17 protein-coding genes are annotated in these 25,903 nt (G+C 72.7%); 2 read left to right on the top strand and 15 right to left on the bottom strand.

Annotated elements, in window-relative coordinates:
- Positions 1-9 precede the first annotated feature (9 nt).
- The 9 genes from JK356_RS02005 to JK356_RS01965 all read right to left on the bottom strand — a co-directional run bounded on the left by JK356_RS02005 (position 10) and on the right by JK356_RS01965 (position 13,552).
- Positions 10-3,354: a nitrate- and nitrite sensing domain-containing protein gene (locus tag JK356_RS02005; RefSeq protein WP_201865686.1), complete on the bottom strand. Its 3,345-nt coding sequence runs from the start codon at positions 3,352-3,354 to the stop codon at positions 10-12.
- A gap of 774 nt (positions 3,355-4,128) precedes the next feature.
- Positions 4,129-4,335, bottom strand: coding sequence for an acyl-CoA carboxylase subunit epsilon (locus tag JK356_RS02000; protein WP_201865685.1), 207 nt, complete (start codon positions 4,333-4,335; stop codon positions 4,129-4,131).
- 22 nt (positions 4,336-4,357) lie between these two features.
- Positions 4,358-5,953 (bottom strand): acyl-CoA carboxylase subunit beta, encoded by a 1,596-nt coding sequence (locus JK356_RS01995; protein WP_201865684.1) that lies wholly within the window; start codon positions 5,951-5,953, stop codon positions 4,358-4,360.
- A gap of 177 nt (positions 5,954-6,130) precedes the next feature.
- A complete protein-coding gene (gene cimA / locus JK356_RS01990) occupies positions 6,131-7,729 on the bottom strand; it encodes a citramalate synthase (protein ID WP_201865683.1) in 1,599 nt (532 codons plus the stop codon).
- 275 nt (positions 7,730-8,004) lie between these two features.
- On the bottom strand, positions 8,005-9,114 hold the full coding sequence (locus JK356_RS01985; protein WP_201865682.1) for a branched-chain amino acid aminotransferase: 1,110 nt from the start codon (positions 9,112-9,114) through the stop codon (positions 8,005-8,007).
- 273 nt (positions 9,115-9,387) lie between these two features.
- Positions 9,388-10,431, bottom strand: coding sequence for a 3-isopropylmalate dehydrogenase (locus JK356_RS01980; protein ID WP_201865681.1), 1,044 nt, complete (start codon positions 10,429-10,431; stop codon positions 9,388-9,390).
- Between the two features lie 73 nt (positions 10,432-10,504).
- Positions 10,505-10,669 (bottom strand): hypothetical protein, encoded by a 165-nt coding sequence (locus tag JK356_RS01975; protein WP_201865737.1) that lies wholly within the window; start codon positions 10,667-10,669, stop codon positions 10,505-10,507.
- A gap of 255 nt (positions 10,670-10,924) precedes the next feature.
- Positions 10,925-12,556 (bottom strand): L-glutamate gamma-semialdehyde dehydrogenase, encoded by a 1,632-nt coding sequence (gene pruA, locus JK356_RS01970; protein ID WP_201865680.1) that lies wholly within the window; start codon positions 12,554-12,556, stop codon positions 10,925-10,927.
- 69 nt (positions 12,557-12,625) lie between these two features.
- Entirely contained in the window at positions 12,626-13,552 is a 927-nt protein-coding gene (locus JK356_RS01965) for a proline dehydrogenase family protein (protein ID WP_201865679.1), read from the bottom strand.
- Between the two features lie 215 nt (positions 13,553-13,767).
- On the opposite strand from JK356_RS01965, the gene JK356_RS01960 reads away from it, so the two are divergent.
- Positions 13,768-14,772, top strand: coding sequence for a glycoside hydrolase family 6 protein (locus JK356_RS01960; RefSeq protein WP_307815359.1), 1,005 nt, complete (start codon positions 13,768-13,770; stop codon positions 14,770-14,772).
- 226 nt (positions 14,773-14,998) lie between these two features.
- On the opposite strand, the gene serA is transcribed toward JK356_RS01960, so the two are convergent.
- The 6 genes from serA to JK356_RS01930 form a co-directional block, all read right to left on the bottom strand.
- The gene (gene serA / locus JK356_RS01955; RefSeq protein WP_201865678.1) at positions 14,999-16,597 is read right to left on the bottom strand and encodes a phosphoglycerate dehydrogenase; all 1,599 of its coding nucleotides are present in this window, start codon (positions 16,595-16,597) and stop codon (positions 14,999-15,001) included.
- Positions 16,598-16,808: 211 nt separating this feature from the next.
- Positions 16,809-17,807 carry a ketol-acid reductoisomerase gene (gene ilvC / locus JK356_RS01950; protein ID WP_201865677.1) on the bottom strand — a complete coding sequence of 333 codons (999 nt, stop codon included), beginning with the start codon at positions 17,805-17,807 and terminating at the stop codon, positions 16,809-16,811.
- Positions 17,808-17,923: 116 nt separating this feature from the next.
- Complete coding sequence (ilvN, locus tag JK356_RS01945) at positions 17,924-18,457, bottom strand: acetolactate synthase small subunit (protein WP_201865676.1); 534 nt, start codon at positions 18,455-18,457, stop codon at positions 17,924-17,926.
- A gap of 65 nt (positions 18,458-18,522) precedes the next feature.
- Complete coding sequence (locus JK356_RS01940; RefSeq protein ID WP_201865675.1) at positions 18,523-20,373, bottom strand: acetolactate synthase large subunit; 1,851 nt, start codon at positions 20,371-20,373, stop codon at positions 18,523-18,525.
- A gap of 306 nt (positions 20,374-20,679) precedes the next feature.
- Entirely contained in the window at positions 20,680-23,481 is a 2,802-nt protein-coding gene (locus JK356_RS01935; RefSeq protein ID WP_374100584.1) for a putative bifunctional diguanylate cyclase/phosphodiesterase, read from the bottom strand.
- Positions 23,482-23,708: 227 nt separating this feature from the next.
- Positions 23,709-24,662 (bottom strand): 2-hydroxyacid dehydrogenase, encoded by a 954-nt coding sequence (locus tag JK356_RS01930; protein ID WP_201865674.1) that lies wholly within the window; start codon positions 24,660-24,662, stop codon positions 23,709-23,711.
- A 52-nt stretch (positions 24,663-24,714) separates the two neighbouring features.
- On the opposite strand from JK356_RS01930, the gene JK356_RS01925 reads away from it, so the two are divergent.
- Entirely contained in the window at positions 24,715-25,893 is a 1,179-nt protein-coding gene (locus tag JK356_RS01925; RefSeq protein WP_201865673.1) for a sorbosone dehydrogenase family protein, read from the top strand.
- Positions 25,894-25,903 lie beyond the last annotated feature (10 nt).

Below are 25,903 nucleotides of genomic sequence, written 5' to 3'. Positions count from 1 at the left end.
AGCACGCTCCTACTGCTGGTACGTGGAACCGAAGTCCCGGTCCGTCCGCCCGGCCGCGGATCCGGCCTGGCGCCCCTGCTGGATACCCCGCCGCAGGTTGGTCAGACGTCCCCGCACGTCGGCGGGGGCGCGCGAGACACGTGGTCCCGCCGGGGTGTCGTCCCGCTGCGGCTGCGCAGCGCCCGGCACGAGGTTCGCGCGCGGCACACGCCGGGGCAGGCCCGACGTCGTCACGCCGCCCGCGCTCGGCTGCCTGACCTGCTCCGCCTGGCGCCAGCGCTCGTCGTTGGGCGAGGGACGCCAGCGGCCGGCACCGGTGTCCGCCGCCGTGCCGCTGCCGGAGGCGGCGGGCTCGCGCGGGGAGGTCTCGGCGCGTGCCGCCGGGGCGGGCGCCGGGGAACCGCCCCCGGCGGCGGGTCCGGTGGGCCCGGCGGGTCCGGTGGGCTCCGCAGGCTCGGCAGGCCGCGGTGCGGCGGGCTGCTGCTGCACGGCGCGGCGCGTGCCGAACCACGTGGACTCCATCTCCTCAAAGATGGGCGTCCGCTCCGGCGCCCGTTCCGCGGCGCCCGCCGGCAGCGGATCGCTGAGCGCGTCGGGCTTGCGCGCCGGTGCCGGGCCGGCAGGCGGCACCGCGCCGGTGTCCTGCACCGCCGGCATTGCACCGGTGTCCTGCACCGCCGGCATCGCACCGGTGTCCTGCACCGCCGGCATCGTGCCGGTGGACTCGGCGTCGTCGTGCCCGCGTGGCCGCTCGGCCTCGGCGCGGGCGGGGGACGCGGCGGGCGGCACCGCGGCCGGCCGGCTGTCCTCGTCACGCGCCCAGCTCGGGCGGGTCTCCGCGGGTCGCGGCTCCGGCACGCGCGGCACGGGCCCGGTGGCCGTCTCGTCGTCGCGCGGCGCCGGCCGCGGCGCGGGGCCGGGGGCCGGCGGCCGCGGCGGTCCGGCGTCCGGTCCGGAGGCCACCGGGCGGGACGGCAGCGCGGGGCGGCCGGTGCCCGGGGACACCTCCTGGGGCGGCCGGGGGCCGCCGCCGGTGAGTCCGGGCGCCTTGGCCTGCGGCACGGCCGGGCGCGGCCCCGGCGTGCGCCGCGGGGCGGGCGGACGCTCGCGCTGGAGCGTCGCGGTGCCCGGCGCGCCGGAGGCACCCGGCTTGTCCTGCCCCTGGCCGGGGCGGCCAGGACGGCCGCCGCCCTGCACGACGTCGGCGGGGAGCATGACCAGCGCCGTGGTGCCGCCCTGGTCGGACGGGCGCAGCTGGACCCGGATGCCGTGGCGCAGCGACAGCCGGCCGACGACGAACAGACCCATGCGGCGGGAGACCGAGACGTCGACCGTGGGCGGGTTGGCGAGGCGCTCGTTGATCTCCGCCAGGTCCTCGGGCGACAGGCCGATGCCGGTGTCGTGGATCTCGATGAGGATGCGCCCGTCGGGCAGCGCGTGGCCAGTGACCTTGACCTTGGTCTGCGGCGAGGAGAACGAGGTGGCGTTCTCCAGCAGCTCGGCGAGCAGGTGCACGAGGTCGTTGACCACCCGCCCGGCGACGTCGGTCTTCGGCACCGCGCTCAGCTCGATGCGCTCGTACTGCTCCACCTCGGACGCGGCCGCGCGCAGCACGTCCACGAGCGGGACAGGCCGGGTCCACCGGCGGCCGGGCTCCTCGCCCGCGAGGACCAGCAGGTTCTCGCCGTTGCGCCGCATGCGGGTGGCGAGGTGGTCGAGCTTGAACAGCGAGGACAGCTGGTCGGGGTCGGCCTCGCGCGACTCCAGCTCGGAGATCAGGGACAGCTGACGCTGGATGAGCCCCTGGCTGCGGCGGGAGAGGTTGGTGAACATCGCGTTCACGTTGCCCCGCAGCAGTGCCTGCTCACCGGCCAGGCGGACGGCTTCGCGGTGGGCGTCGTCGAACGCCTGGGCCACGCGGCCGATCTCGTCCCTGGTGTACACGCCCACCGGCTCGACGGAGGTGTCGATGTCCTGCGGCTCGGCCTCCGACATCTGGCGGACGACCTCGGGCAGGCGCTTGCGGGCGACCTCCTGGGCGGTGCGCTGGAGCCGCCGCAGCGAGCGCACCATGGACCGGGCGACGACGAAGGCGCCGACGAGCGAGACGCCGAGGACGAGCGCGGTGATCGCACCGTTGACGATGGCGTCCCGCCGGGCGTCCTCCTGGAGGGCGTGGGCCTGGGAGTCCATGGAGTCGAGCAGCGTCTGCTCGATCCGGTCCATGGTCTCGATCTTGGCACGGGACTCGTCGTACCACTCCTGGTAGGAGCGGGCCTCGGCCTGGATGCGGTCTTGTTCGGAGAAGATGCGCCCGATGTACTGGTTGGCCTCGACGATGCTGACCATGCCGGAGTCGAGCTGCTCCAGCAGCTCCTCCGCCTGGTTGCCGTAGATCTGCTGGAAGCTCTGGAGCGAGGCGTACTCGGAGCGGACGGCGGAGTTGCCGTACTGCCAGTCACTGCGGGACAGCTCGGCCTCGCCGCCGTCCCGCTCGGCGCGGGCGAGGCCCGCGGTGATGACGGCGCGCTGGATGGAGGCGCTCTCCTTGGCCGAGGAGAACGCCGCGAGCGCGCGCGTGCTGCGGATCATCTCGCTGTTGCTGGTCGCCTGGGCCATGTCCATCGACAGCGACAGCAGCGAGTTGATCAGCTCGCTGTAGCGGGTGATCGTCTGTGAGACGTACTCCGGGTCGCCGTAGGCCTCCTCGCGGATCTGCCCGAGCTCACGGAGCTGGCGGCTGATGTCCAGCACCGTGGCGTGGACCCCGCGCATGTCGGGGTCGTCGGTATTGATCGCCAGGGTGGCGTCCTCGAACGCGGCGAGGGCGGCGTCGGTGCGCTCGCGGGCGCCCGCGACCTCGTCTGCCTTCGGTGACTGGCCGCTGACCAGCGGGCCCGCCGAGCGGTCGCGCTCTTCCTGGAGGCGGCCGGCCAGCTCGGTGGCGTGCTGCGTCATCTCGGTGAGCAGCTGCATGTTGTCGAGCTGCTCGATGTCCTCCAGCGAGTCCTTGAAGCGCAGGGCCCCGAAGAAAGTGGCGGCCACGACGGGCAGCGCGATCAGGGAGACCAGCCGGGTGCTGATGCGCCAGTTGCGCAGCGCGATGCGGGAGCCGGTGTACTCGGTGGGCAGCCCCGCGTCCTTCTCGGGCTTCTGGCCGGCCTCGGGCTTCGGCTCGGGCTCGGCTGCGCCGTCGTCGCGGCTGGCGCGTTCCTCCGCGGGATCGCCGGGTCCGGCCGCGGGCGCGGCCGGACCGCCGCCGAGAGCCGCCCCGGCGAGGGAGCCGCGGTCCTTCTGGCCGCCGGGCTTCCCGTCGTCCGCGGCGCTGCTTTCCCTCTTGAAACGTCCCTGCACTAGCGTCGCAACCTTATGTGGACCAGGCGCCGCACCCCCGGGGGCGGCGTGACGGTGTCGGACGAGGGCACACGGGCCCCTTCACTGTCGTTGTGCGACCGGCGCGGCGGACGGCGGCGAGCCGGTGCGTGACGCCTGGGGCGCGTCTCGTACGCCAGCTGCTGCTGCGCGGCGGTCCGTGGAATTCCAGCACAGCGGCGGAACTCGCAACAAGGGCCCGGGAGAGCAAGGCTGCTGGCATGACGCTCCGCAGGCGGGGTGTCACGACAAGGTGAAGGAACACGCCCACAAATTGCGCAACTCACCACCATCTCCTTGCGACTTCCGCCCAAACGTGACCGTCCCGCGCGGGCGCGCATCGCGGCGTTATGGTTCATACGTCCGCTTTCGCGCCGCCCAGCAGGGACGGCTTCCCGCCACCTGTGCCCCCCTTGCCGTGAGCAACCTCACAGGGAAGCCGGGCCCGGACGCTGGTGGCTGGCCGTCAGGCCGGCCCCTAATGTCGTTGGCAGGGCACCATGGCATGCCAAGCGGTGCCCGGACAAGCGACAGAACGAGCTAAGGCAGACGACCCGTGAAGAGCACCCTGACCGTGCGCTCCCTCGCCAATCCCAGGCGTACCACTCTCGCACACCTGCGGGACACCTCGGAACTGGCTCCGCCCGTCACGCCGAAGCCCCGCACCGAGCGGCTCCCGGTGCGGACGGCGAACCCTCGCCGGACGGTGCTGTCCGGCGAGCGTTCCTGACCCTTACCGCTCGCGCTTCGGCGCCGTCAGGCCGGGCCCTGCCAGTCATGCGGGGCCCGGTAGGGCCGGACACGCTCCAGCCGGCTCCAGGGCGCGGTGCTGCGCACCGCGCCGCCCGCAGCGGCACTCTCGGGCCGGGCGGCACGCGCCATCAGCAGCGCGGTGACCGCGGCCAGCTCCTCCGGGCTGGCCTGTCCCTTCTCCACGCGGACCAGACGGGGATCCGTGTTCATCGCGTTCTCCTTCGCCCCGCCCTCACTGCGGCGGGTTGCCGTGCTTCCTGGCGGGCAGGTCGGCGTGCTTGGTGCGCAGCATCGCCAGGGACCTGATCAGGACCTCGCGGGTCTCGGCGGGCTCGATGACGTCCTCCACGAGGCCGCGCTCGGCCGCGTAGTACGGGTGCATCAGCTCCGCCTTGTACTCCTTGACCATCCGGGCGCGCATCGCCTCGGGGTCCTCGGCGGCGGCGATCTGGCGCCGGAAGATCACGTTAGCCGCGCCCTCCGCGCCCATCACCGCGATCTCGTTGGTCGGCCAGGCATAGGTCAGGTCCGCGCCGATCGACTGCGAGTCCATCACGATGTACGCGCCGCCGTACGCCTTGCGCAGCACGACGGAGATCCGCGGCACCGTGGCGTTGCAGTACGCGTACAGCAGCTTGGCGCCGTGGCGGATGATGCCGCCGTGCTCCTGGTCGACGCCGGGCAGGAAGCCCGGCACGTCCAGCAGCGTCACGATGGGGATGTTGAACGCGTCGCACATCTGGACGAAGCGCGCGCCCTTCTCGGAGGCGGCGATGTCCAGCACGCCGGCCAGCGACTGCGGCTGGTTGGCGACGATGCCGACCACCTGGCCGTCGAGGCGGGCCAGGGCGCAGATGAGGTTGTTCGCCCAGCGCTCGTGGATCTCCAGGAACTCGCCGTCGTCGACCAGTTCCTCGACGACCGCCCGCATGTCGTAGGGGCGGTTGCCGTCGGCGGGGACCAGGTCGAGCAGCGCGTCGCAGCGCCGGTCCGCCGGGTCCTCGGCGGGCACGGCCGGCGGGTTCTCGCGGTTGTTGGAGGGCAGCAGCGACAGCAGGTAGCGCACCTCCTCCAGGCACGACTCCTCGTCGTCGTAGACGAAGTGCGCCACGCCCGAGGTGCCCGCGTGCACGTCGGCGCCGCCCAGCTCGTTGTGCGTGACCTGGGCACCGGTGACGGTCTGGACGACGTCCGGGCCCGTGATGAACATCTGCGCCGTGTCGCGCACCATGAACACGAAGTCGGTCAGCGCGGGCGAGTACGCGGCGCCGCCCGCGCAGGGGCCGAGCATCACGGAGATCTGCGGGATCACGCCGGAGGCCCGGGTGTTCCGCTGGAAGATGCCGCCGTAGCCCGCGAGGGCCGCCACGCCCTCCTGGATGCGCGCGCCCGCGCCGTCGTTGAGCGAGACCAGCGGGGCGCCCGCCGCGATGGCCATGTCCATGATCTTGTGGATCTTCGCCGCGTGGGCCTCGCCCAGCGCGCCGCCGAAGATCCGGAAGTCGTGGGCGTAGACGAACACCTGGCGGCCGTGGACCGTGCCCCAGCCGGTGATCACGCCGTCCGTGTAGGGACGCTTGGCCTCCAGCCCGAAGCCGGTGGCGCGGTGGCGCCGCAGCATCCCTACCTCGCGGAAGGAGCCCTCGTCGAGCAGGAGGTCGATCCGCTCCCGCGCGGTGAGCTTACCCTTCGCCTTCTGCGCCTGCGTCGCCTTCTCGCTCGGCCCGCGCAGCGCCTCGTCCCGGATCGCGCGCAGTTCCTCCACGCGCCCCCGTGTGTCGGCCGCGGGCGTGGCCGCGGCCTGATCCGTTCCGGCCTGATCGGTCATGTACAGACCCTATGAAAGCCGGACGGGCGAGGCCCTCGTCAGTTCCGTACAGTCTCCGCCGTCATTTCATGGGGGCGCTGAACAGAACCGCGGCGGCCGCTCCCCGCCGTGCAGCGAAGTCACACAGCCGCCCCCGGCGGCGCTGTCGGGTTCCTACAGCACCGCCGGTGGCAGCGGTCAGTCAGTGGGCTGGAGCCCGGCCCGCAGCAGGCCGTAGGTGTAGGCGTCGTCGAGCGCCTGCCAGGACGCGGCGATGACGTTGTCGGCCACGCCGACGGTGGACCACTCCGTGGTGCCGTCGCTGGTCGTGATCAGCACCCGGGTGGTGGACTGCGTGCCCTGCGTGCCCTCCAGGATCCGGACACGGTAGTCGACCAGCGTCAGCCGGGCCAGTTCGGGGAAGATCCGCTCCAGCGCCACACGCAGGGCGCGGTCGAGGGCGTCGACCGGGCCGTTGCCCTCGCCGCTGGCCAGGATGCGCTCGCCCTTGGCCCACAGCCGCACGGTGGCCTCGTTCTCGACGGAGCCGTCGGCGCGCTGGTCGGTGATCGTGCGCCACGACTCCAGGCGGAAGAACCGCCGGGGTCCCTCCACCAGCTCCTCACGCAGCAGCAGCTCGAAGGAGGCGTCGGCCGCCTCGTAGGTGTAGCCCTTCAGCTCCCGGGCCTTGATCCGCTCCACGACGCGGCCGACCAGTTCGCGGTCGCCCCCCAGGTCGTAGCCGAGCTCCTTGCCCTTCAGCTCGACGGAGGCGCGTCCCGCCATGTCGGAGACGAGCATCCGCATGGAGTTGCCGACGCGTTCCGGGTCGATGTGCTGGTACAGGTCGGGGTCGACCTTGATCGCAGAGGCGTGCAGGCCCGCCTTGTGCGCGAAGGCGGAGACCCCCACGTACGGCTGGTGGGTGGCGGGCGTGAGGTTAACGATCTCGGCGATGGCGTGGGAGATCCGCGTCATCTCCCGCAGCGCGCCCTCGGGCAGCACCCGCTTGCCGAGCTTGAGCTCCAGCGCGGCGACGACCGGGAAGAGGTTCGCGTTGCCGACGCGCTCGCCGTAGCCGTTGGCGGTGCACTGCACGTGCGTGGCGCCGGCCTCGACGGCCGCCAGGGTGTTGGCCACCGCGCAGCCGGTGTCGTCCTGCGCGTGGATGCCCAGGCGCGCCCCGGTCTCCGTGGCGACGGTCCGCACCACGTCCGCGACCTGGGAGGGCAGCATGCCGCCGTTGGTGTCGCAGAGCACCACTACCTCCGCGCCGGCCTCGTGGGCGGTGCGCACCACCTCCAGGGCGTAGTCGCGCCGGGCGCGGAACCCGTCGAAGAAGTGCTCGCAGTCGACGAAGACGCGCCGGCCGTGGGAGCGCAGGTAGGCCACGGTCTCGCGGACCATGGCGAGGTTCTCCTCCAGGGTCGTCCGCAGCGCGAGCTCGACGTGGCGGTCGTGCGACTTCGCGACCAGCACGACGACCGGCGCCTCAGACTCCAGCAGTGCCTGCACCTGGGGGTCGGCCTCGGCCGTCGTGCCGGCCTTGCGCGTGGCGCCGAAGGCGGCGAGCTTGGCGTGCCGGAAGGTGATCTCCTCGCGCGCCCGCCGGAAGAACTCGGTGTCACGCGGGACCGCCCCCGGCCAGCCGCCTTCGATGTAGCCGACGCCGAACTCATCCAGGTGGCGCGCGATCGCAAGCTTGTCGGCCACCGTGAGGTTGATGCCCTCACGCTGGGAGCCGTCGCGCAGGGTGGTGTCGAAAACGTGGAAGTCGTCCGTCGGCAACGCTGTCATGACGGTGTCTCCTGCTTCTGCAAAACGAAAAGACCCCTCGCGGGATGCGAGAGGTCTGCGCGCGGGTCGGGGCGCGGTGGCCGACGCGGCCCGCGGACGGATGGGCCAGGGCGGCGGTCACTCACGGACCGGCGCGCTTGTCACCAATAATCATGGTGCACACAAGCACGGCGGCAGTCTGGCACACCCGTCCCAGACTGCCCATTCCGTCTCACGATGCGAGACCTCGCGGTGACGGCGCGCACCCGCCCCGCGCGCCCCGTTCCGGCCGCGCGTCACCCCACCGGGTGCATCCAGCCGTGCCGGTCCTCGCCGCGGCCGGTCTGCAGGTTGACGAGCGCCTCACGGAGCCGCAGGGTGACCTCGCCGGGCTGGCCGTCGGCGATGGTCCAGGAGGCGTCCGGGGACTTCACCGAGCCGACCGGCGTGATGACCGAGGCGGTGCCGCAGGCGAAGACCTCGCTGATGGTGCCGTCCTCGCAGCCCTGGCGCCAGTCGTCGGTGGTCAGCCGCACCTCCTCGGTGGCGTAGCCGAGGTCGGCGGCGAGCGTCAGCAGCGAGTCGCGGGTGATGCCGGGCAGCAGGGTGCCGGTCAGCCGGGGGGTGACGACCTTGGTGTCACTGCCCCGGCCGCGGACGAAGAAGAGGTTGGAGGAGCCCATCTCCTCGACCCAGCGGCGCTCGGCCGCGTCGAGCCAGACGACCTGGTCGCAGCCGTGGCGCACCGCCTCGGCCTGGGCGAGGAACGCGGCGGCGTAGTTGCCGGCGCACTTGGCCTCGCCGGTGCCGCCGGGGGCGGCACGGACGTACTCGGTGCTCAGCCACACGGAGACCGGCTTGATGCCGCCGGCGAAGTACGCGCCCGCGGGCGAGGCGATCAGCATGAACAGGTACTCGTTGGCGGGCCGGTTGATGCCGAGGCCGGACTCGGTGGCGAACATGAAGGGGCGCAGGTACAGGGACTGCTCTCCCCCGCCCGGCACCCAGGCCGCGTCGTGGGCGACCAGGACGTCGATGGCCTTGATGAAGGTCTCGACCGGCAGCTCGGGCATGGCCAGGCGGCGGGCGGAGTTCTGGAAGCGCCGGGCGTTGGCGTCGGGGCGGAAGACCGCGACCGAGCCGTCGGGCTGGCGGTACGCCTTCAGCCCTTCGAAGATCGCCTGGCCGTAGTGGAGCGTCATGGTCGCCGGGTCCATCGGCAGCGGCGCGTAGGGCGTCAGGCGCGCGTCGTGCCAGCCTCTGCCCTCGGTCCACCTGATGGTGACCATGTGGTCGGTGAAGTGGCGGCCGAAGCCGGGATCGGCCAGCACGGCCTCGCGCTCGGCGGCGGGCAGCGGATGGGCCGAGGGCTTGAGATCGAAGTCGATGCTGGGCGTGGTGGTCATGGTGAGCGCGTCCTTCGCTTCCGTGGTGTGGCGGACCAGGTCCCGCCGGGAAGCCGGATACTAGGACATCCGAGCATCGGGGAGCGGAACGGCCCCGCCGGACGGCGGCCGTCCGGGGCTGCCGCGCGCGGAAGGGCGGGCGGTCCGTGGGCACTGTCCTGTGAGCAGATCGTGGCACCCGGCCGGGGTTCTGCCCAGCCGTGACGGCCTGCCGCCCGGCCCGCGGGCGCCGGGGCCGGGCGGCAGGCTGGCGTCCGCTGACGTCCTGCCGTGTCAGCCGCGTACGCGGGCGGCCAGGTCGTCGCCGATGGTGTCGGTGTCGCGGGAGGTCTGCGCCTCGCGCGCCGCGAGGTCGGCGGTGACGGCCTCTTCGACGCGGGTGGCCTCGGCCTCGTAGCCGAGGTGGCGCAGCAGCAGGGCGACCGAGAGCACGGTTGCCGTCGGGTCGGCCTTGCCGGTCCCCGCGATGTCCGGGGCCGAGCCGTGGACCGGCTCGAACATCGAGGGGTATGCGCGGGACGGGTTGATGTTGCCCGAGGCCGCCAGGCCGATGCCGCCGGTGACGGCGGCGGCGAGGTCGGTGAGGATGTCACCGAAGAGGTTGTCGGTGACGATGACGTCGAAGCGCTCCGGCTGGGTCACGAGGAAGATCGTGGCCGCGTCGACGTGCAGGTAGTCGGTGGTGACCTGGGGGTACTCCTGGGCCACCCGGTCGACCGTGTTCTTCCACAGGTGGCCGGCGTGGACCAGCACGTTGTTCTTGTGGACCAGCGTCAGCTTCTTCGCCGGGCGGGCGGCGGCGCGCGCGAAGGCGTCGCGGACGACGCGCTCCACGCCGTAAGCGGTGTTGACGCTGACCTCGGTCGCGACCTCGGCCGGGGTTCCGGTGCGCATGGAACCGCCGTTGCCCACGTAGGGGCCCTCGGTGCCCTCGCGCACGACGAGGAAGTCGATGTCCGGGCGGCCCGCCAGCGGCGTCGGTGTGTTCGGGAACAGCCGGCTGGGCCGGAGGTTGACGTAGTGGTCGAACGCGAAGCGGAGCTTCAGCAGCAGTCCGCGCTCCAGGACGCCGGAGGGAACCGAGGGGTCGCCGACGGCCCCGAGCAGGATCGCGTCGTGGCCCCGCAGGCGCTCCAGCTCGGCGTCGGGCAGCGTCTCGCCCGTCGCGTGCCAGCGGCGCGCGCCCAGATCGTATTCGGTGGTCTCCAGCTTCACGTCCTCGGGCAGCACGGCGGTCAGGACCTTCAGGCCCTGCGCCACCACCTCGGGGCCGATGCCGTCACCGGGAATCACCGCAAGATCGATACTCGGAGCCATGGGGGGACCCTACGCCGCTGGCCCGGCTCGCGGGCGCCGTCGTCCACGATCCGGACAGGCGCGCGACAGCCGCTCAGTGGCCGAACGCCCCGCCGTTGTCGCGGCGGTCGAGCGAGCGCTGCACGGCGAGCGCGGCGCGGCGGCGGGCGTCGTCCCGCTCGCGGCGCAGGGCGGCGGAACGGCGGCGGGAGGCGGGCCGGGCGGCGGGGCGCGCGGCGGCGTGCTGCGTTGTGGGCATGACGATCAGCTCCCCAAGGAAGGCCGGTGGGATGCCGCCGGGGGCGGGGGCGGCACCGGGGGGTCACCCGCGCTGCGCCGCCGCTCGGCGCCCGTCGCTGATGGAGCGGACCGTTCGGCCCTACAAAAATAACCGCCGGGAGACGTGCTGTCTCCCCATATAGTTGACCGTCCTACTATCTGAGACGGCCACCCCCGTCCCGCGTGACGGCTGTTGCCCCGCGGGACGGGAGGGACGCCCGTGACGCGCGGCGCGTCACCCCATGTGCGGGTAGCGGTAGTCCGTCGGCGGCACCAGCGTCTCCTTGATGGAGCGCGGCGAGGTCCACCGCAGCAGGTTGAACTTCGAGCCGGCCTTGTCGTTGGTGCCCGAGGCGCGGGCCCCGCCGAACGGCTGCTGGCCGACGATCGAGCCGGTCGGCTTGTCGTTGATGTAGAAGTTGCCCGCCGCGTACCGCAGCCGTTCGCACACCGAGGACGCCACGGCACGGTCGCCCGCGAAGACCGCCCCGGTCAGCGCGTAGGGCGCCACGGACTCCATCTGGTCGACGACCGCGTCGAAGTCGCCGTCGTCGAAGACGTACACCGCGATGATCGGCCCGAAGTACTCGGTGGTGAAGACCTCGTTCCCAGGATCCGAGCAGGTCAGCACCGTGGGCCGCACGAAGTAGCCGACCGAGTCGTCATAGGTGCCGCCCGCGATGATCTCGCAGGAGGGGTCGGCCTTGGCCCGCTCGATGGCGGCCTTGGCCTTGGCGAAGGCGCGCGCGTCGATGACGGCCGCCATGAAGTTGCTCAGATCACGCGGGTCGCCCATGGACAGGCCGTCGGCCTCGGCGGCGACGGCGTCGCGCAGCCCGCCCTCCCACAGCGAGCGCGGGACGTAGGCACGGGAGGCGGCCGAGCACTTCTGCCCCTGGTACTCGAAGGCGCCGCGCGTGATCGCCGTCTTCACCGCGTCCGGATCCGCGCTCGGGTGGACCACGATGAAGTCCTTGCCGCCCGTCTCGCCCACGACGCGGGGGTAGTTGCGGTAGCGCGCGATGTTCTCCCCCACGCCGCGCCACAAATACTGGAACGTCGCCGTGGAGCCGGTGAAGTGGATGCCGGCGAGGTCCGGGTGCGGCAGGGCCTCCTTGGACAGCTCCCGGCCGTCGCCCGTCACCAGGTTGATCACACCGGGCGGCAGCCCCGCCTCCTCCAGCAGCCGCATCAGCAGCACGGCCGCGTGCGTCTGCGTCGGGGAGGGTTTCCAGACCACCACGTTGCCCATCAGCGCGGGCGCGGTCGGCAGGTTGCCCGCGATGGCGGTGAAGTTGAACGGCGTGATGGCGTAGACGAACCCCTCCAGCGGGCGGAAGTCCAGGCGGTTCCAGACGCCCCTGGGCTGGACGGGCGGCTGCTCGGCGAGAATCTCCCGGGCGAAGTGGACGTTGAACCGCCAGAAGTCGACCAGCTCGCACGGGGCGTCGATCTCCGCCTGCTGGACCGTCTTGGACTGGCCCAGCATCGTGGAGGCGGCGATGGTCTCGCGCCACGGCCCGGCGAGCAGCTCGGCCGCGCGCAGGAAGACCGCGGCGCGGTCGTCGAACGGCAGGGCACGCCAGGCAGGAGCAGCGGCGAGCGCCGCGTCGATGGCGTCGCGGGCGTCCTGGCGGGTCGCGTGCGCGCTGGTGCCCAGGCGCGCGGCGTGGCGGTGGGGCTGGACGACGTCGAAGGGCTCGCCCGCCGCCATCCGGCGGACGCCTCCGATAGTCATCGGCAGCTCCATCGGGTTCTCCGCGAGCTCCTTGAGTTTGCGCTCCAGGCGAAGGCGCTCCGCCGAGCCCGGGGCGTAGGTGTGCACCGGCTCGTTCACCGGCGTGGGGACCTGGGTCACAGCGTCCATGGCGGTGGGCTCCTTGGTTGCGGGTTCGGTTGCTGGTTCGGTGCTGGTCCGGTGCCGGCCGCCGGCGGGTCAGCCCCGGCTGACGAGGGACCGGACAAAGAAGGCGAGGTTGGCGGGGCGCTCGGCCAGACGCCGCATGAAGTACGCGTACCAGTCGGTGCCGTAGGGCACGTAGACCCGGACCCGGTGCCCCCGGTCGGCGAGCCGGCGCTGCTCGGCGGCGCGTATGCCGTAGAGCATCTGGAACTCGTAGCTGCCGGGCTTGCGCCCGTAGCGTGCGGCGAGCGACTCGGCGATGGCCACCAGCCGGGGGTCGTGGGTGGCGATCATCGGGTAGCCCTGGCCCGCCATCAGCACATGCAGGCAGCGGACGTAGGCCAGGTCCGTCTCATGCCGGTCCTGGCGGGCCACGGCGGCCGGCTCGCGGTAGGCGCCTTTGACCAGGCGGACCCGGGCGCCCGAGGCGGCCAGGGTCCGGCAGTCCTGCTCGGTCCGGTACAGGTACGACTGGAGCACCGCGCCGGTCTGCGGGAAGCGTTCCCGCAGCCGGGCGAGGACCGCCAGCGTCGAGTCCGCCGTGGTGTGGTCCTCCATGTCGAGCGTCACCGTCGTGCCCGCCGCCGCGGCGGCCTCCACGACGGGCAGCACGTTCTCGTACGCCAGGTCGTCGCCGCCGTCAAGCGCCTGCCCGAAGGCCGACAGCTTCAGCGACAGCTCGGCCCTGGTTCCCAGCCCTTCACGCGCGAGCGCGTCCGCCAGGGCCAGATAGGCGTCGCGGCTGCGCTTGGCCTCGCGGGGGTCCGTGACGTGCTCGCCGAGGTGATCGAGGGTGACACACAGGCCCCGCCGCGTCAGCGCGCGCACGGCCGCCAGGGCGTCGGAGAGGCTCTCGCCAGCGACGAAGCGCTCGACAACCGGTCGGGTGAGCGAGGTGTTCGAGACGACGCGCCGCAGGGTGTCGCTGCGCGCCGCCGCGAGAAGCACCGGTCCCAGCATCGGGGGTACCTCCTCGGGACGTTTCCGGCACGGTGGTGCCGGCGGACCCCCATATTCGCTCATCCGTGCCGTCCCGGACAGCATTCGTGCGGCAGTGATGCGAGGGAAGGTCGGTGCGCGGTGGTTTACTCCCCCGTCGCGAGCGGCTATGTTCCCGGAGGTGGGAGCGCTCCCAACCCACTGAACGCATCGTCCCGTGAGAGGAACGATCCACCGTGCGCACCCCAAAAGCCGCGCAGCCCCCCACCCGCCACCGCCCGGCCCGCACCCGTGCGACGCTGGCGGCCGGCGCGCTTCTGGGCTCCATGGCCGCCTGGCTCGCCGTCGCCCCGGCGCAGGGCGCGGCCACGGCCGACCTTCCCGACGACACCGTCTTCTACGACCACCCCGGCGCCATCCACGAGTGGCTCGCCGCCAACCCGGATGATCCCCGGGCCCCCCTGATCCAGGAGCGGATAGCCAGCCAGCCGCAGGCCACCTGGATCTCGAACTACGAGCCCGAGACCGTCACCGAAGAGGTCTCCGCCGTCACCTCCGCCGCCTCGGCCGCCGGCCAGGTCCCCGTGCTCGTGTCGTACATGATCCCCAACCGCGACTGCGGCGGGGCCTCCGCGGGCGGCGCTCCCGACTTCCCCAGCTACCTGGCGTGGGCCGAGGACTTCGCCGCCGGCCTGGGCAGCGACCCGGCCGTCGTGATCCTGGAGCCGGACTCGATCGCCCTGACGACCTGCCTGGACGAGGCGGAGCGCGCCGAGCGGTTCAGCGCGCTGGCCGAGGCCGCCGACATCATCCACGCGGCCAACCCCGAGGCGCGGGTCTACTTCGACGCCGGCCACTCCACGTGGCACCAGCCCTCGGGCATCGCCGCGGAGCTGCGGGACGCCGGCGTCCTTGAGAGCGGCGACGGCATCTACACCAACGCCTCGAACTACAACACCACCGGCAGCGAGGTGGCCTTCGCCGAGGCTGTGCTCGCCGAGCTCGGCGACCCGGAGCTCGGCGCGGTGGTGGACACCAGCCGCAACGGCAACGGCCCGGCCCCCGACGGCGAGTGGTGCGACCCGCCGGGGCGTCTCGTCGGCGACAACCCGACGGTGAACACCGGCAGCGAACGCATCGACGCCTACCTGTGGATCAAGCGTCCGGGTGAGCTGGACGGCTGCGACGGGCCGGCGGGCCAGTTCTCGCCGGACAAGGCGTACGAGCTGGCAGGCGGCTGACGCGTCCCCCCATCTCACACCCAGCGTCAGGCGTCTGTCCGGTCCGGTGCCGCCCCCGCCTTCCCGGGCGGCACCGGTCACCGTCTCCCGCGGCCTGGAAGGCTTCCGGAACCAGAACGCACCGGGGCCCGCCGGCCGGCCCCGCCCCTTGCGGGCGGGGGCCGGTGGCGGGCCCCGTCCTATGTCGTGGCGCGGGCGGCTGTCCCAGCCAGGCCAGCTGCCCGGATCAGTCGCCCAGGTTGACACCGCGCGCCGAGGTGGCGCCGATCTCCTGGGCGATCTCGTTGAGGACGGGCACCGGGATGGCGTCGTCCACGGTGAGCGCGATCAGGGCCTCGCCGCCCTCCTCCGCGCGGGCGACCTGCATGCCGGCGATGTTGATCCCGGCCTCACCGAGGATGCGGCCCAGGGTGCCGACGACGCCGGGCCGGTCGGTGTACCGCAGGAAGGCCATGTGGTCGGCCATGGCCAGGTCCACGGTGTGCTCGGCGATGCCCACGATCTTCTGCAGGTGCTTCGGGCCGGCGAGCGTGCCGGAGACCGAGATGACCTCACCGCTGGTGAGCGTGCCGCGCACGGTGATCATGTTGCGGTGGTCGGGCGACTCGGAGCTGGTCGTCAGCCGCACCTCCACGCCGCGCTCCTGCGCGAACAGCGGGGCGTTGACGTAGGAGACGGTCTCGGCCACCACGTCCTCGAAGACGCCCTTGAGCGCCGACAGCTCCAGGACCTTCACGTCGTGCTGGGTGATCTCCCCGCGCACCTCGACGTCGAGCCGGGTGGCGACCTCACCCGCCAGCGCGGTGAAGATCCGGCCGAGCTTCTCGGCCAGCGGCAGCCCGGGACGCACGTCCTCGGCGATGACGCCGCCCTGCACGTTGACCGCGTCGGGCACCAGCTCGCCCGCCAGCGCCAGCCGCACCGAACGGGCCACCGCGATGCCCGCCTTCTCCTGCGCCTCGCCGGTGGAGGCGCCCAGGTGCGGGGTGCAGACGACATTGTCGAACTCGAACAGCGGCGAGTCCGTGCACGGCTCATTGGCGTAGACGTCCAGGCCCACGCCGGCGACGCGGCCCTCCTTGAGCGCGCTCAGCAGCGCCGTCTCGTCCACGATGCCGCCGCGGGCCGCGTTGATGATCCGCACCGAGGGCTTGACCTTGTGGAGCGCCTCGTCGCCGATGAGGCCCAGCGTCTCCGGCGTCTTCGGCAGGTGGATGGTGATGAAGTCCGAGACCTGAAGCAGCTCGTCCAGGGACAGCAGCCGGACGCCCATCTGCGCGGCGCGGGCCGCCTGGACGTAGGGGTCGTAGGCGACGACCTTCATGCCGAAGGCGGCCATGCGCTGCGCGACCAGCACGCCGATGCGGCCGAGGCCGACGACGCCGAGCGTCTTCTCGGCGAGCTCGACGCCCGTGTACTTGCTGCGCTTCCACTCACCCTGCTTCAGGGCCGCGTTGGCCTGCGGGATGTTGCGCGCCGTGGAGATGATCAGGCCGCAGGCCAGCTCGGCGGCGGTCACGATGTTGGAGGTGGGCGCGTTGACGACCATCACGCCGGCCTTGGTGGCGGCGGGGACGTCCACGTTGTCCAGGCCCACGCCAGCGCGGGCGACCACCTTCAGACGGCGCGCGGCCGCGATGGCCTCGGCGTCCACGCGGGTGGCGCTGCGGATGAGGATGGCGTCCACGTCCGCGATGGCGCTCAGCAGTTCGTCACGGTTGGCGCCGTCACAGCGCCGGATGGTGAAGTCCGGCCCGAGGGCGTCGACCGTGGCCGGGGAGAGCTCTTCGGCAATGAGTACGACGGGTTTGCTCGGCTTGCTCACGGGAGTCTCACTGGTCCTTTGCGGAAGGCCGCGTCCCGACGGCCAACGGCGGTGGAGGGAGTTGGGCAGCCACGTGGAGACTCACGACGCTGTGGGCCTGTGACGCGCTTGGTGTGCAGTGTAACGGCGCCGCGCGCGGCCGAAGGGACGCGGTCGTGAGCCCGCGGCGGGGCCGGGGCCGGGCCAGGGCGGCCCGGCCCCGCAAGGCGGTTCAGTCCTCCTCGTCGACCCAGCTCATCAGCTTGCGCAGCTCCTTGCCGGTGGTCTCCAGCAGGTGGTTGGCGTCGGCCTTCTTGTACTCGTTGTACTTCGGCAGGCCGGCGTTGTACTCGGCCATCCAGCTGGTGGCGAAGCTGCCGTCCTGGATCTCGGAGAGGATCTTCTTCATCTCGGCCTTGGTGGCGTCGGTGATGATCCTCGGGCCGGAGACGTAGTCGCCCCACTCGGCGGTCTCGGAGATGGACCAGCGCATCTTCTCCAGGCCGCCCTCGTACATCAGGTCGACGATGAGCTTCAGCTCGTGCAGGCACTCGAAGTAGGCGATCTCCGGCTGGTACCCGGCCTCGACCAGCGTCTCGAAGCCCGCCTTGACCAGCGCCGCGGTGCCGCCGCAGAGCACGGCCTGCTCGCCGAAGAGGTCGGTCTCGGTCTCCTCGGTGAAGGTCGTCTTGATGACGCCGGCGCGGGTGCCGCCGATGGCCTTGGCGTACGACAGCGCCAGCGCAAAGGCGTTGCCCGAGGCGTCCTGCTCCACCGCCGCGATACACGGGACGCCGCGGCCCTCCTCGTACTGGCGGCGCACCAGGTGGCCCGGGCCCTTGGGCGCGACCATGCACACGTCCACGCCGGCCGGAGGCTTGATGAAGCCGAAGCGGATGTTGAAGCCGTGGCCGAAGAAGAGCGCGTCCCCCTCCTTGAGGTTGTCGCGCACGGACTCCTCGTAGACCCGCGCCTGGATCGGGTCCGGGACGAGGATCATGATGACGTCGGCCTCAGCCGCCGCCTCGGCCGGGGTGGTCACCCGCAGTCCCTGCTCCTCGGCCTTCGCCCGGGACTTGGAGCCCTCGTGCAGGCCGACACGGACGTCGACGCCCGAGTCACGCAGCGACAGGGCGTGGGCGTGCCCCTGGCTGCCGTACCCCAGGACCGCGACCTTACGGCCCTGGATGATGGACAGGTCGGCGTCGTCGTCGTAGAACAGCTCGGCCACTTGGGTTTTCTCCTTCACAAGATGCGTTCCCTTCCCGCCCGCGCGGCGCGCGGGCGGGGTCCGCGGCGTACGGACCACGGTAGGGGGGTCGGTGGGGCGGATGGCGGCCGGTCTCGCTATGCGGTCTGGGCGCTGCGGTCCAGGGCGCGCAGCGAGCGGTCGGTGATGGAGCGGGAGCCGCGTCCGATGGCGATGGTCCCGGACTGCACCAGCTCCTTGATGCCGAACGGCTCCAGCATCCGCAGCATGGCGTTGAGCTTGTCGCTGCTGCCGGTGGCCTCGATGGTGACGGCCTCCGGGGAGACGTCCACCGTCTTGGCGCGGAACAGCTGCACGATCTCGACGATCTGGGACCTGGTGTCGTTGTCGGCACGGACCTTCACCAGCACCAGCTCGCGGTGGACGGCGGCGGCGGGGTCCAGCTCGACGATCTTCAGCACGTTGACGAGCTTGTTGAGCTGCTTGGTGACCTGCTCCAGCGGCAGGTCCTCCACGTTGACGACGATCGTGATCCGGGAGACCTCAGGGTGTTCCGTGGTCCCCACCGCGAGCGAGTCGATGTTGAAGCCGCGGCGGGAGAACAGCGACGTGATGCGGGAGAGCACGCCCGGCTTGTTCTCGACCAGGACGGAGAGGGTGTGCTTGGACATGGGTTCGGTACCTCGTCGGGGCGGTGGGCGCGGGGGCGGTGTTGTCCGGGATCAGTCGTCCGGGATCAGTCGTCGGTGTCGCCGAAATCGGGGCGCACCCCGCGGGCGGCCATGACCTCGTCGTTGGAGGTGCCGGCCGCGACCATCGGCCAGACCATCGCGTCCTCGTGGACGATGAAGTCCACGACGACGGGCCGGTCGTTGATGGAGTTCGCCTTCTCGATCACGGCATCGAGCTGTCCGGGCTCCTCGCAGCGCAGGCCGACGCAGCCCATGGCCTCGGCGAGCTTGACGAAGTCGGGCACCCGGGTGCCGGTGCTGGTGGCGGCGCCGTCGGCGCCGGGCCCCTCCCGCAGCACGGTGTTGGAGTAGCGCTGGTTGTAGAACAGGGTCTGCCACTGGCGGACCATGCCCAGGGCACCGTTGTTGATGATGGCGACCTTCACCGGGATGCCGTTCAGGGCGGCGGTGGCCAGCTCCTGGTTGGTCATCTGGAAGCAGCCGTCGCCGTCGATGGCCCAGACCGTGGCGTCGGGCCGGCCGGCCTTGGCGCCCAGGGCGGCGGGGACGGCGTAGCCCATCGTGCCCAGGCCGCCGGAGTTGAGCCAGGTGCCGGGGCGTTCGAACGGCAGGTAGTGGGCGGCCCACATCTGGTGCTGCCCCACGCCCGCGGTGTAGATGGTGCCGGCCGGGGCGAGCTGGCCGAGGCGCTCGATGACCTGCTGGGGCGAGAGCGTGCCGTCCTCGGGCAGGTCGTAGCCCAGCGGGTAGGTCTCGCGCCAGCGGTCGAGCTGCGACCACCAGGCGGACAGGTCAGGGCGCGTGCCCTCGCCGCGCAGGGCCGTGATCAGGTCGGCGATGACGTCCTTGGCGTCACCGACGATCGGCACGTCGGCGACGCGGTTCTTGCCGATCTCGGCCGGGTCGATGTCCGCGTGCACGATCTTGGCGTGCGGGGCGAACGAGTCGATGCGGCCGGTGACGCGGTCGTCGAAGCGGGCGCCGAGGGCGATGATCAGGTCGGCCTTCTGCAGCGCGGTGACGGCGGCGACGGAGCCGTGCATGCCGGGCATGCCCAGGTGCTGCCGGTGGCTGTCGGGGAACGCGCCCAGGGCCATGAGGGTGGTGGTGACGGGGGCGCCGGTCAGCTCGGCAAGCTCGCGCAGCTCGGCGGAGGCGCCGGCCTTCAGCACGCCGCCGCCGACGTACAGCACGGGGCGCCTGGACTGGCCGATCAGGCGGGCGGCCTCGCGGATCTGCTTGGCGTGCGGGCGGCTGACCGGGCGGTAGCCGGGCAGGTCGGGGGTGGGCGGCCAGGAGAAGGTGGTCTGGCCCTGGAGGGCGTCCTTGGCGATGTCCACCAGGACGGGGCCGGGGCGGCCGGTGGCGGCGAGGTGGAACGCCTCGGCGATGGTGCGCGGGATGTCCGCGGGGTCGGTGACCAGGAAGTTGTGCTTGGTGATCGGCAGCGTGATGCCGCAGATGTCGGCTTCCTGGAAGCCGTCGGTGCCGATCAGGCTGGTGGCCACCTGGCCGGTGATCGCCACCAGCGGCACGGAGTCCATGTGGGCGTCGGCGATGGGCGTGACGAGGTTGGTCGCGCCGGGGCCCGAGGTGGCCATGCAGACGCCGACCTTGCCGGTGGCCTGGGCGTAGCCCGTCGCCGCGTGGCCCGCGCCCTGCTCGTGCCGCACGAGCACGTGCCGGATCTTGGTGGAGTCCATCAGCGGGTCGTAGGCCGGAAGGATCGCGCCGCCGGGAATGCCGAACACGGTGTCGGCGCCGACCGCCTCGAGGGAACGGATGAGGGACTGGGCGCCCGTGAGCTGGGTGGTGACGGTGGCGGCCTGCTGCTGGCTGCTGCTGCGAGGGGCCCGCGGCTGCGGCTTCGGTGCCCCGGTGGCCTGCTGGGTCATCGGCGGTCTCTTCTCGCGGTGTGAGGGTGCTGACGCGTGCGGGTAGTCGGGTGAGCTGCTGTCGGTGGGTGGGGCGTCGGTGACTCGGCGCTGAGTCGGTGTCCGTGCAACAAAAAACCCCTCGTGCCCTGAAGGGCATGCGAGGGGGAGCGCGTCGCTGTCCGAGAGTGCTCGGGTCAGCCGACGCGCCGTCCAAGTACGAGGATCTGGGTCCGCATGGCACGAACATTGCTCCCCTCCCCCTTCGCCTGTCAAGCGAGCAGAATCCTCATCTCACTATGTGGTCACCGGCTCCCGGGGGCCGTGTCAGGTGGTCACCACGGGGGCTGAGCCCGCCGCCGGAGGCACGGGCAGGGTGCCGCGGCCCAGCACACGGTCGAGGCGGTCGCTCTCCAGCGGTTCGCAGACGGCGAGCCCCTGGGCCCGGCGGCACCCCAGAGCCCGCAGGGCGGCGACCTGGTCCGGCGCGTCGACGCCGTCGGCGAGCGAGGCGATGCCGAGATCCTCGGCCAGCCGCACCAGGCTCGCGGTGATGGTGCGCACCGCGGGCGAGTCGAGCAGGCCGTCCACGAGGTCGCGGTCGAGGCGCACGACGTCCACGGGCAGCCGGTGCAGCGCGGTCACGGCCGTGCCGGAGCCGCCGTACCCGCCCAGGGCGATGCCGACGCCGAGGACGCTGAGGTCGTTGAGCCGGCGGCGCGGCTCCTCGGCGGCCAGCACCGGCTCGGCCTCGGCCAGTTCGATGGTCAGCGCCTCGGGCGGGACGTCGTGGCGGGCCAGCAGCGACTCGACGCCGCCCGCCCCGAAGGAGCGGTCGGCCAGCCGGCCGACGGGCAGGCGGACGCTGACCGGCACCGTCAGCCCTGCCCGGCGGCGCCGCCCGGCCTCGGCGACAGCCTCCTCGATCAGCCACCGCGCCACGTCGATCCGGTCGCCCGGCCGGGGCGGCGGCATGGCGGCGACGACCGTGGCGGCGGCGTCGCGCCGGCCGCCGCGCAGGGTCTCCAGCGGGGTGGACAGCAGGCCGGAGGCGGAGCGCCAGCGGGCCAGCGCGCTGACGGAGGCCACCCGGCCGTCGGCCAGGTCGACGACCGGCTGGTGGAGGAGCGTGAACTCCTCGGTGCGCAGCGCGCCGCGCACGAGATCCGCCCGCGCGGCGGGCGGCAGCGTCTCGGCGTGCGAGTGCGGCACGTACAGCTCGACGCGCGCCTTGCCCGACTTCTTGGCCCGGTACATCGCGACGTCCGCGTTGCGCATGAGGGCGGCGGGCGTGCTGTCCGGCTCGGCGAAGGCGATGCCGATGCTGGCCGCCACGCGCAGCTCGTGGCCGTCCACCTGGTAGGGGCGCGAGAGGGCGCTCCTGATGCGCTCGGCGATCTCCATCACGCGGCACTCCCGCGGCCGGGTCTCCTCGCCGGGGGCACCCAGGATCAGGGCGGCGAACTCATCGCCGCCGAGCCGGGCCACAGTGTCACCGGTGCGCACGGATGCGCGCAGCCGGTGGGCGGCCTGCACCAGCAGCTCGTCCCCCGCCTGGTGGCCGGCGGAGTCGTTGACCGCCTTGAAGCCGTCGAGGTCGATGTAGAGCACGGCGATGTCCGCGCTGCCGCGGCCGGCGGCGAGAGCGACCCGGACCCGCTCCGTGAACAGCGTCCGGTTGGGCAGGTCGGTGAGCGAGTCGTGCGAGGCGCTGTGCTGGAGCTGGGCCTGGAGCCGCACCCGCTCGGTCACGTCCCGGCTGTTGAGGATCAGGCCGCCCTGGTAGCGGTTGACGCTGGACTCGACGTTGAGCCAGTGCCCGGCGCCGTGGCGCACCCGGCACTCAATGCGCGTTGCGGGCTCACGGGACGGCGAGGCCGCCAGGAAGCGGCGCAGCTCGTGCAGCACGCGGCCGGCGTCCTCGGGGTGGATGAGCGCGGACAGATCGCCGCCGATGAGGCGGTCGGCCTCCCGCCCGTACACCCCCGCGGCGGCGGGGCTGACGTAGCGCAGCCTGCCGTCGGGCGCGGCGATCATGATGACGTCGCTGGAGCCCTGCACCAGGGAACGGAAGTAGCTTTCCTTCTGGGCGAGTTCGCGGGTGAGGGTGACGTTGTCGGCCAGCATGATGCCCTGGCGCACCAGCAGCGCCAGCACGACCGCACAGGCCGTCAGCATCACCATCTGGTCGACCCGCCGGCCGCTCACCGTGCTGATGAGGATGCCCAGCGTGCACACGGCTGCGGCGAGATAGGGGGTCAGGGCGGCGAGTGAGCCCGCCAGCGGGCGGCTCGGCTCCTGCGGCGGCGCGGTGCGCTCGGGTCCGCTCTGTCCGCCGCGGCGCCCGACGGTCCAGGGGGCGCACGCCAGCAGCAGCGACCCCGCGAACCAGCCGGCGTCCAGGAACTGGCCGGAGCTGTAGCGCTCGCGCAGCCCCGGTGCGGTGAACAGCGCGTCGCAGAGCACGATCAGCGCCAGCGCGCCGATCGCGGTGTTGACCGCGGAGCGCTGCGCGGCGCTGCGGCGGAAGTGGAGCACCAGCACCATGCTGATCAGCGCGATGTCGAGCAGGGGGTAGGCGAGGGAGAGCGCCGCGTGGGTCACGTCCATGCCCTCCCGGCCGGCGGTGTGCGCCAGGGCGACGCTCCAGGAGAGCGTCATCAGGGACCCGCCGATCAGCCAGGCGTCCAGGACCAGGCAGATCCAGCCGGCGCGGGTGACCGGCCGCTTGGCGAGCATGAGGAGGCCGACGATGGCCAGGGGCGGGAAGAGCAGGAAGCACAGGTCGGCCGCCGAATTCCGGGGCACCGGCTCGTCCTCGACGACCTCGTACCAGCCCCAGACGGCGTTGCCCGCGGCCATCATGAGCGACGCCAGGCCGAAGAAGGCCCAGGCCGGCGCGTGGTCGCCTGCGCGCGTGCGCGCGAACCGCAGGCAGGAGACGGCGGCCAGCAGCGCGGCGGCGCTGAGCCCGAAGTCGCCCATGACGCGGGCGGCCGTGGGCGATCCCCAGCCGAGCGCGGCGCCCAGCGCGTACCCGCCGCAGGCGGCGGCGACGGAAGACTGTGCCAGCTGGCCGCCGAGGGGCCGGGGCGGCGGACCGGGGACCTCGGTCCCGGGCCCGCTCACCGACCGGCCCGCCCGGGGATCCACGTGCGCTCCGGCGTCGTGGTGGAGTGGCCGGCCTGCAAGCTGCGGGTCCGGCAGTGCGTCCCTGCGCCGTGCATCCGCGAGTCGCCCCCTCTCGTCCTGGGCTTGCCCGGCACGGACGATACACCAGAACTGTGACTCATTGACATACTGGAACTACCGTCAGTGACGGCATGGGGAGAGTTCCAGCAGCGACAGGATGCCCCTTATGCGCCTTCCGCCCTCACATGTGCCACGGGTTCTCCAGCGACGAAACGTTCTAGCTGACGGGTAATCAGCTTCTCGGCCCGTGGCCAGAATGCACTCGTAGGACCCCCCACATGAGGGGTAATCACAACGCCCGGCGCACGCCAGAGCGGATGCGCCGGCGGCAGCGGCTCCGGGTCGGTCACATCGAGTGCCGCCCGCAGCCGCCCCGACTCCAGCTCCCTGACCAGCGCGTCGGTGTCCACCACGGCACCCCGGCCGACATTCACCAGCAGCGCGCCGTCGGGCATCCGCGCGAGGAAACCGGCGTCAACCAGTCCCCGCGTGGCGTCCGTCAGCGGCGTCGCGAGAATGACGATCTCCGCCTCCGGCAGCAGCCGCGGCAGCTCGGACACCGGGTGCACCGGCCCCCGGGGGGTCTCGCGGGCCGACCGCGCGACGCGCATGACCTCGGCGACCTCGAACGGCAGCAGCCGGTCCTCGATGGCGGCGCCGATGTTGCCGTACCCCACGATGAGCACCCGCCGGTCAGCGAGCGACGTGCGGAAACCCGGCTCCCAGCGGCCCTCGTCCTGGGCCCTGACCGCGTCGGGGATGCCGCGCAGCGACGCGAGCGTGAGCGTCAGCGCCAGCTCTGCGGTGCTGGTGTTGTGCAGCTCGCCCGCGTTGCACAGCCGTGCGCCCGGCGGCAGCAGCTCGATGCCCGGGAGCATGTGGTCGATGCCCGCGGTCAGCGTCTGCACCACCCGCACCCGCGTCATGCGCGGCAGCGGGCGCAGCGCCGTCTCCTGGCCCTTCATGTAGGGCACGACGTAGAAGACGCAGTCGGCGGGATCGGCGGGAAAGCCGCCCTCGCCGTTCCAGTACCGGTAGGTGAGGGTAGAGGGGAGTGACGGAAGGTCGCCGGGAGGGATGGGCAGCCATACGTCCGACGCTGTGGTGGATGTGCTCATGCCCGCCAGGCTAAGGCGGCGGCTCGCCGGCCGTCGCCACAGGAGGCGCCTGATGACGCGTGGACACGGGCCGGGACGGACGCTGGCACGGGTGCGGGCGCGGCTGCTGCCGGCCGCTGCCGCGATGACGGTGCTGCTCGCCGGCTGCGGGCCGGCCGGCACGGACCGCGGCACAGCACGGGAGCCGGACCCCGGCCGCTCCCCCGCCTCGGCCGGCGCGGCACCCGCCGAGGGCAGCGCCGAGGTGGTGGCGACCGTCGCCCGCGGCCTGGCGGCGCCCTGGGACATGGTGCAGCTGCCCGGCGGCGACCTGCTGGTGAGCCTGCGGGACGAGGGCACCATCCAGCACGTGGACGCCGGCACCGGAGAGGTCACCCTGGTCGGCGCGGTGCCCGGCGTCTCCCCCGGCGGCGAGGGCGGCCTGCTGGGCCTGGCCCTGGAGCCGGACCCGGGGCCGCGGCCCGCGCTCTTCGTCTACGCCACGACCGCCGGGGACAACCGCATCAGCCGGTTCCGGTACGACCCGGCCGCGCCGCCCGGTGAACGGCTCGGCGACGGGGAGACGGTGCTGGACGGCATCCCGCGCGGCGAGGCCCTCCACAACGGGGGCGGCCTCGCGTTCGGCCCGGACGGCATGCTGTACGCCGCCACCGGCGACACCGGCGCCCGCTCCCAGGCCCAGGACGAGGAGTCGCTGGCCGGCAAGATCCTGCGCCTCGACCCGGACGGCGGTCCCCCGCCGCCCGGCAACCCGGACCCGGACTCCTACGTCTACTCGCTGGGCCACCGGAACGTGCAGGGCCTGGCCTGGGACGGTTCGGGCCAGCTGTGGGCCACCGAGTTCGGGGAGGACACCTGGGACGAGCTCAACCGGATCGAGCCGGGCGGCAACTACGGCTGGCCCCTCCACGAGGGGCCCGGTGGCCAAGCGGACGGCTTCACCGACCCGGTGCTGTGGTGGTCCCCGGCCGACGCCTCGCCCAGCGGTCTGGCCTACAGCCAGGGCTCGCTGTGGCTGGCGGCGCTGCGCGGCGAGCGGCTGTGGCGCGTGCCGCTGGACGGCGGAGCGCCGGCTGCCGAGCCGCAGGCGTTCCTGCACGGGGAGTACGGCAGGCTCCGGTCGGTGCTCGCCCCCGGCGGCGACGAGCTGCTGGTGCTCACCAACGAGACGGACTCGCGCGGCTCTCCCGGGGCGGGCGACGACCGGATCCTCCGCCTGCGGGTCAGCTAGGGCCGGTCTG

The sequence above is a fragment of the Streptomyces sp. 7-21 genome (assembly GCF_016741785.1).
GTDB lineage: Bacteria > Actinomycetota > Actinomycetes > Streptomycetales > Streptomycetaceae > Streptomyces.
The sequence above is the reverse complement of the archived record's forward strand: the minus strand, read 5'-3'. Positions and strand labels throughout refer to the sequence as shown.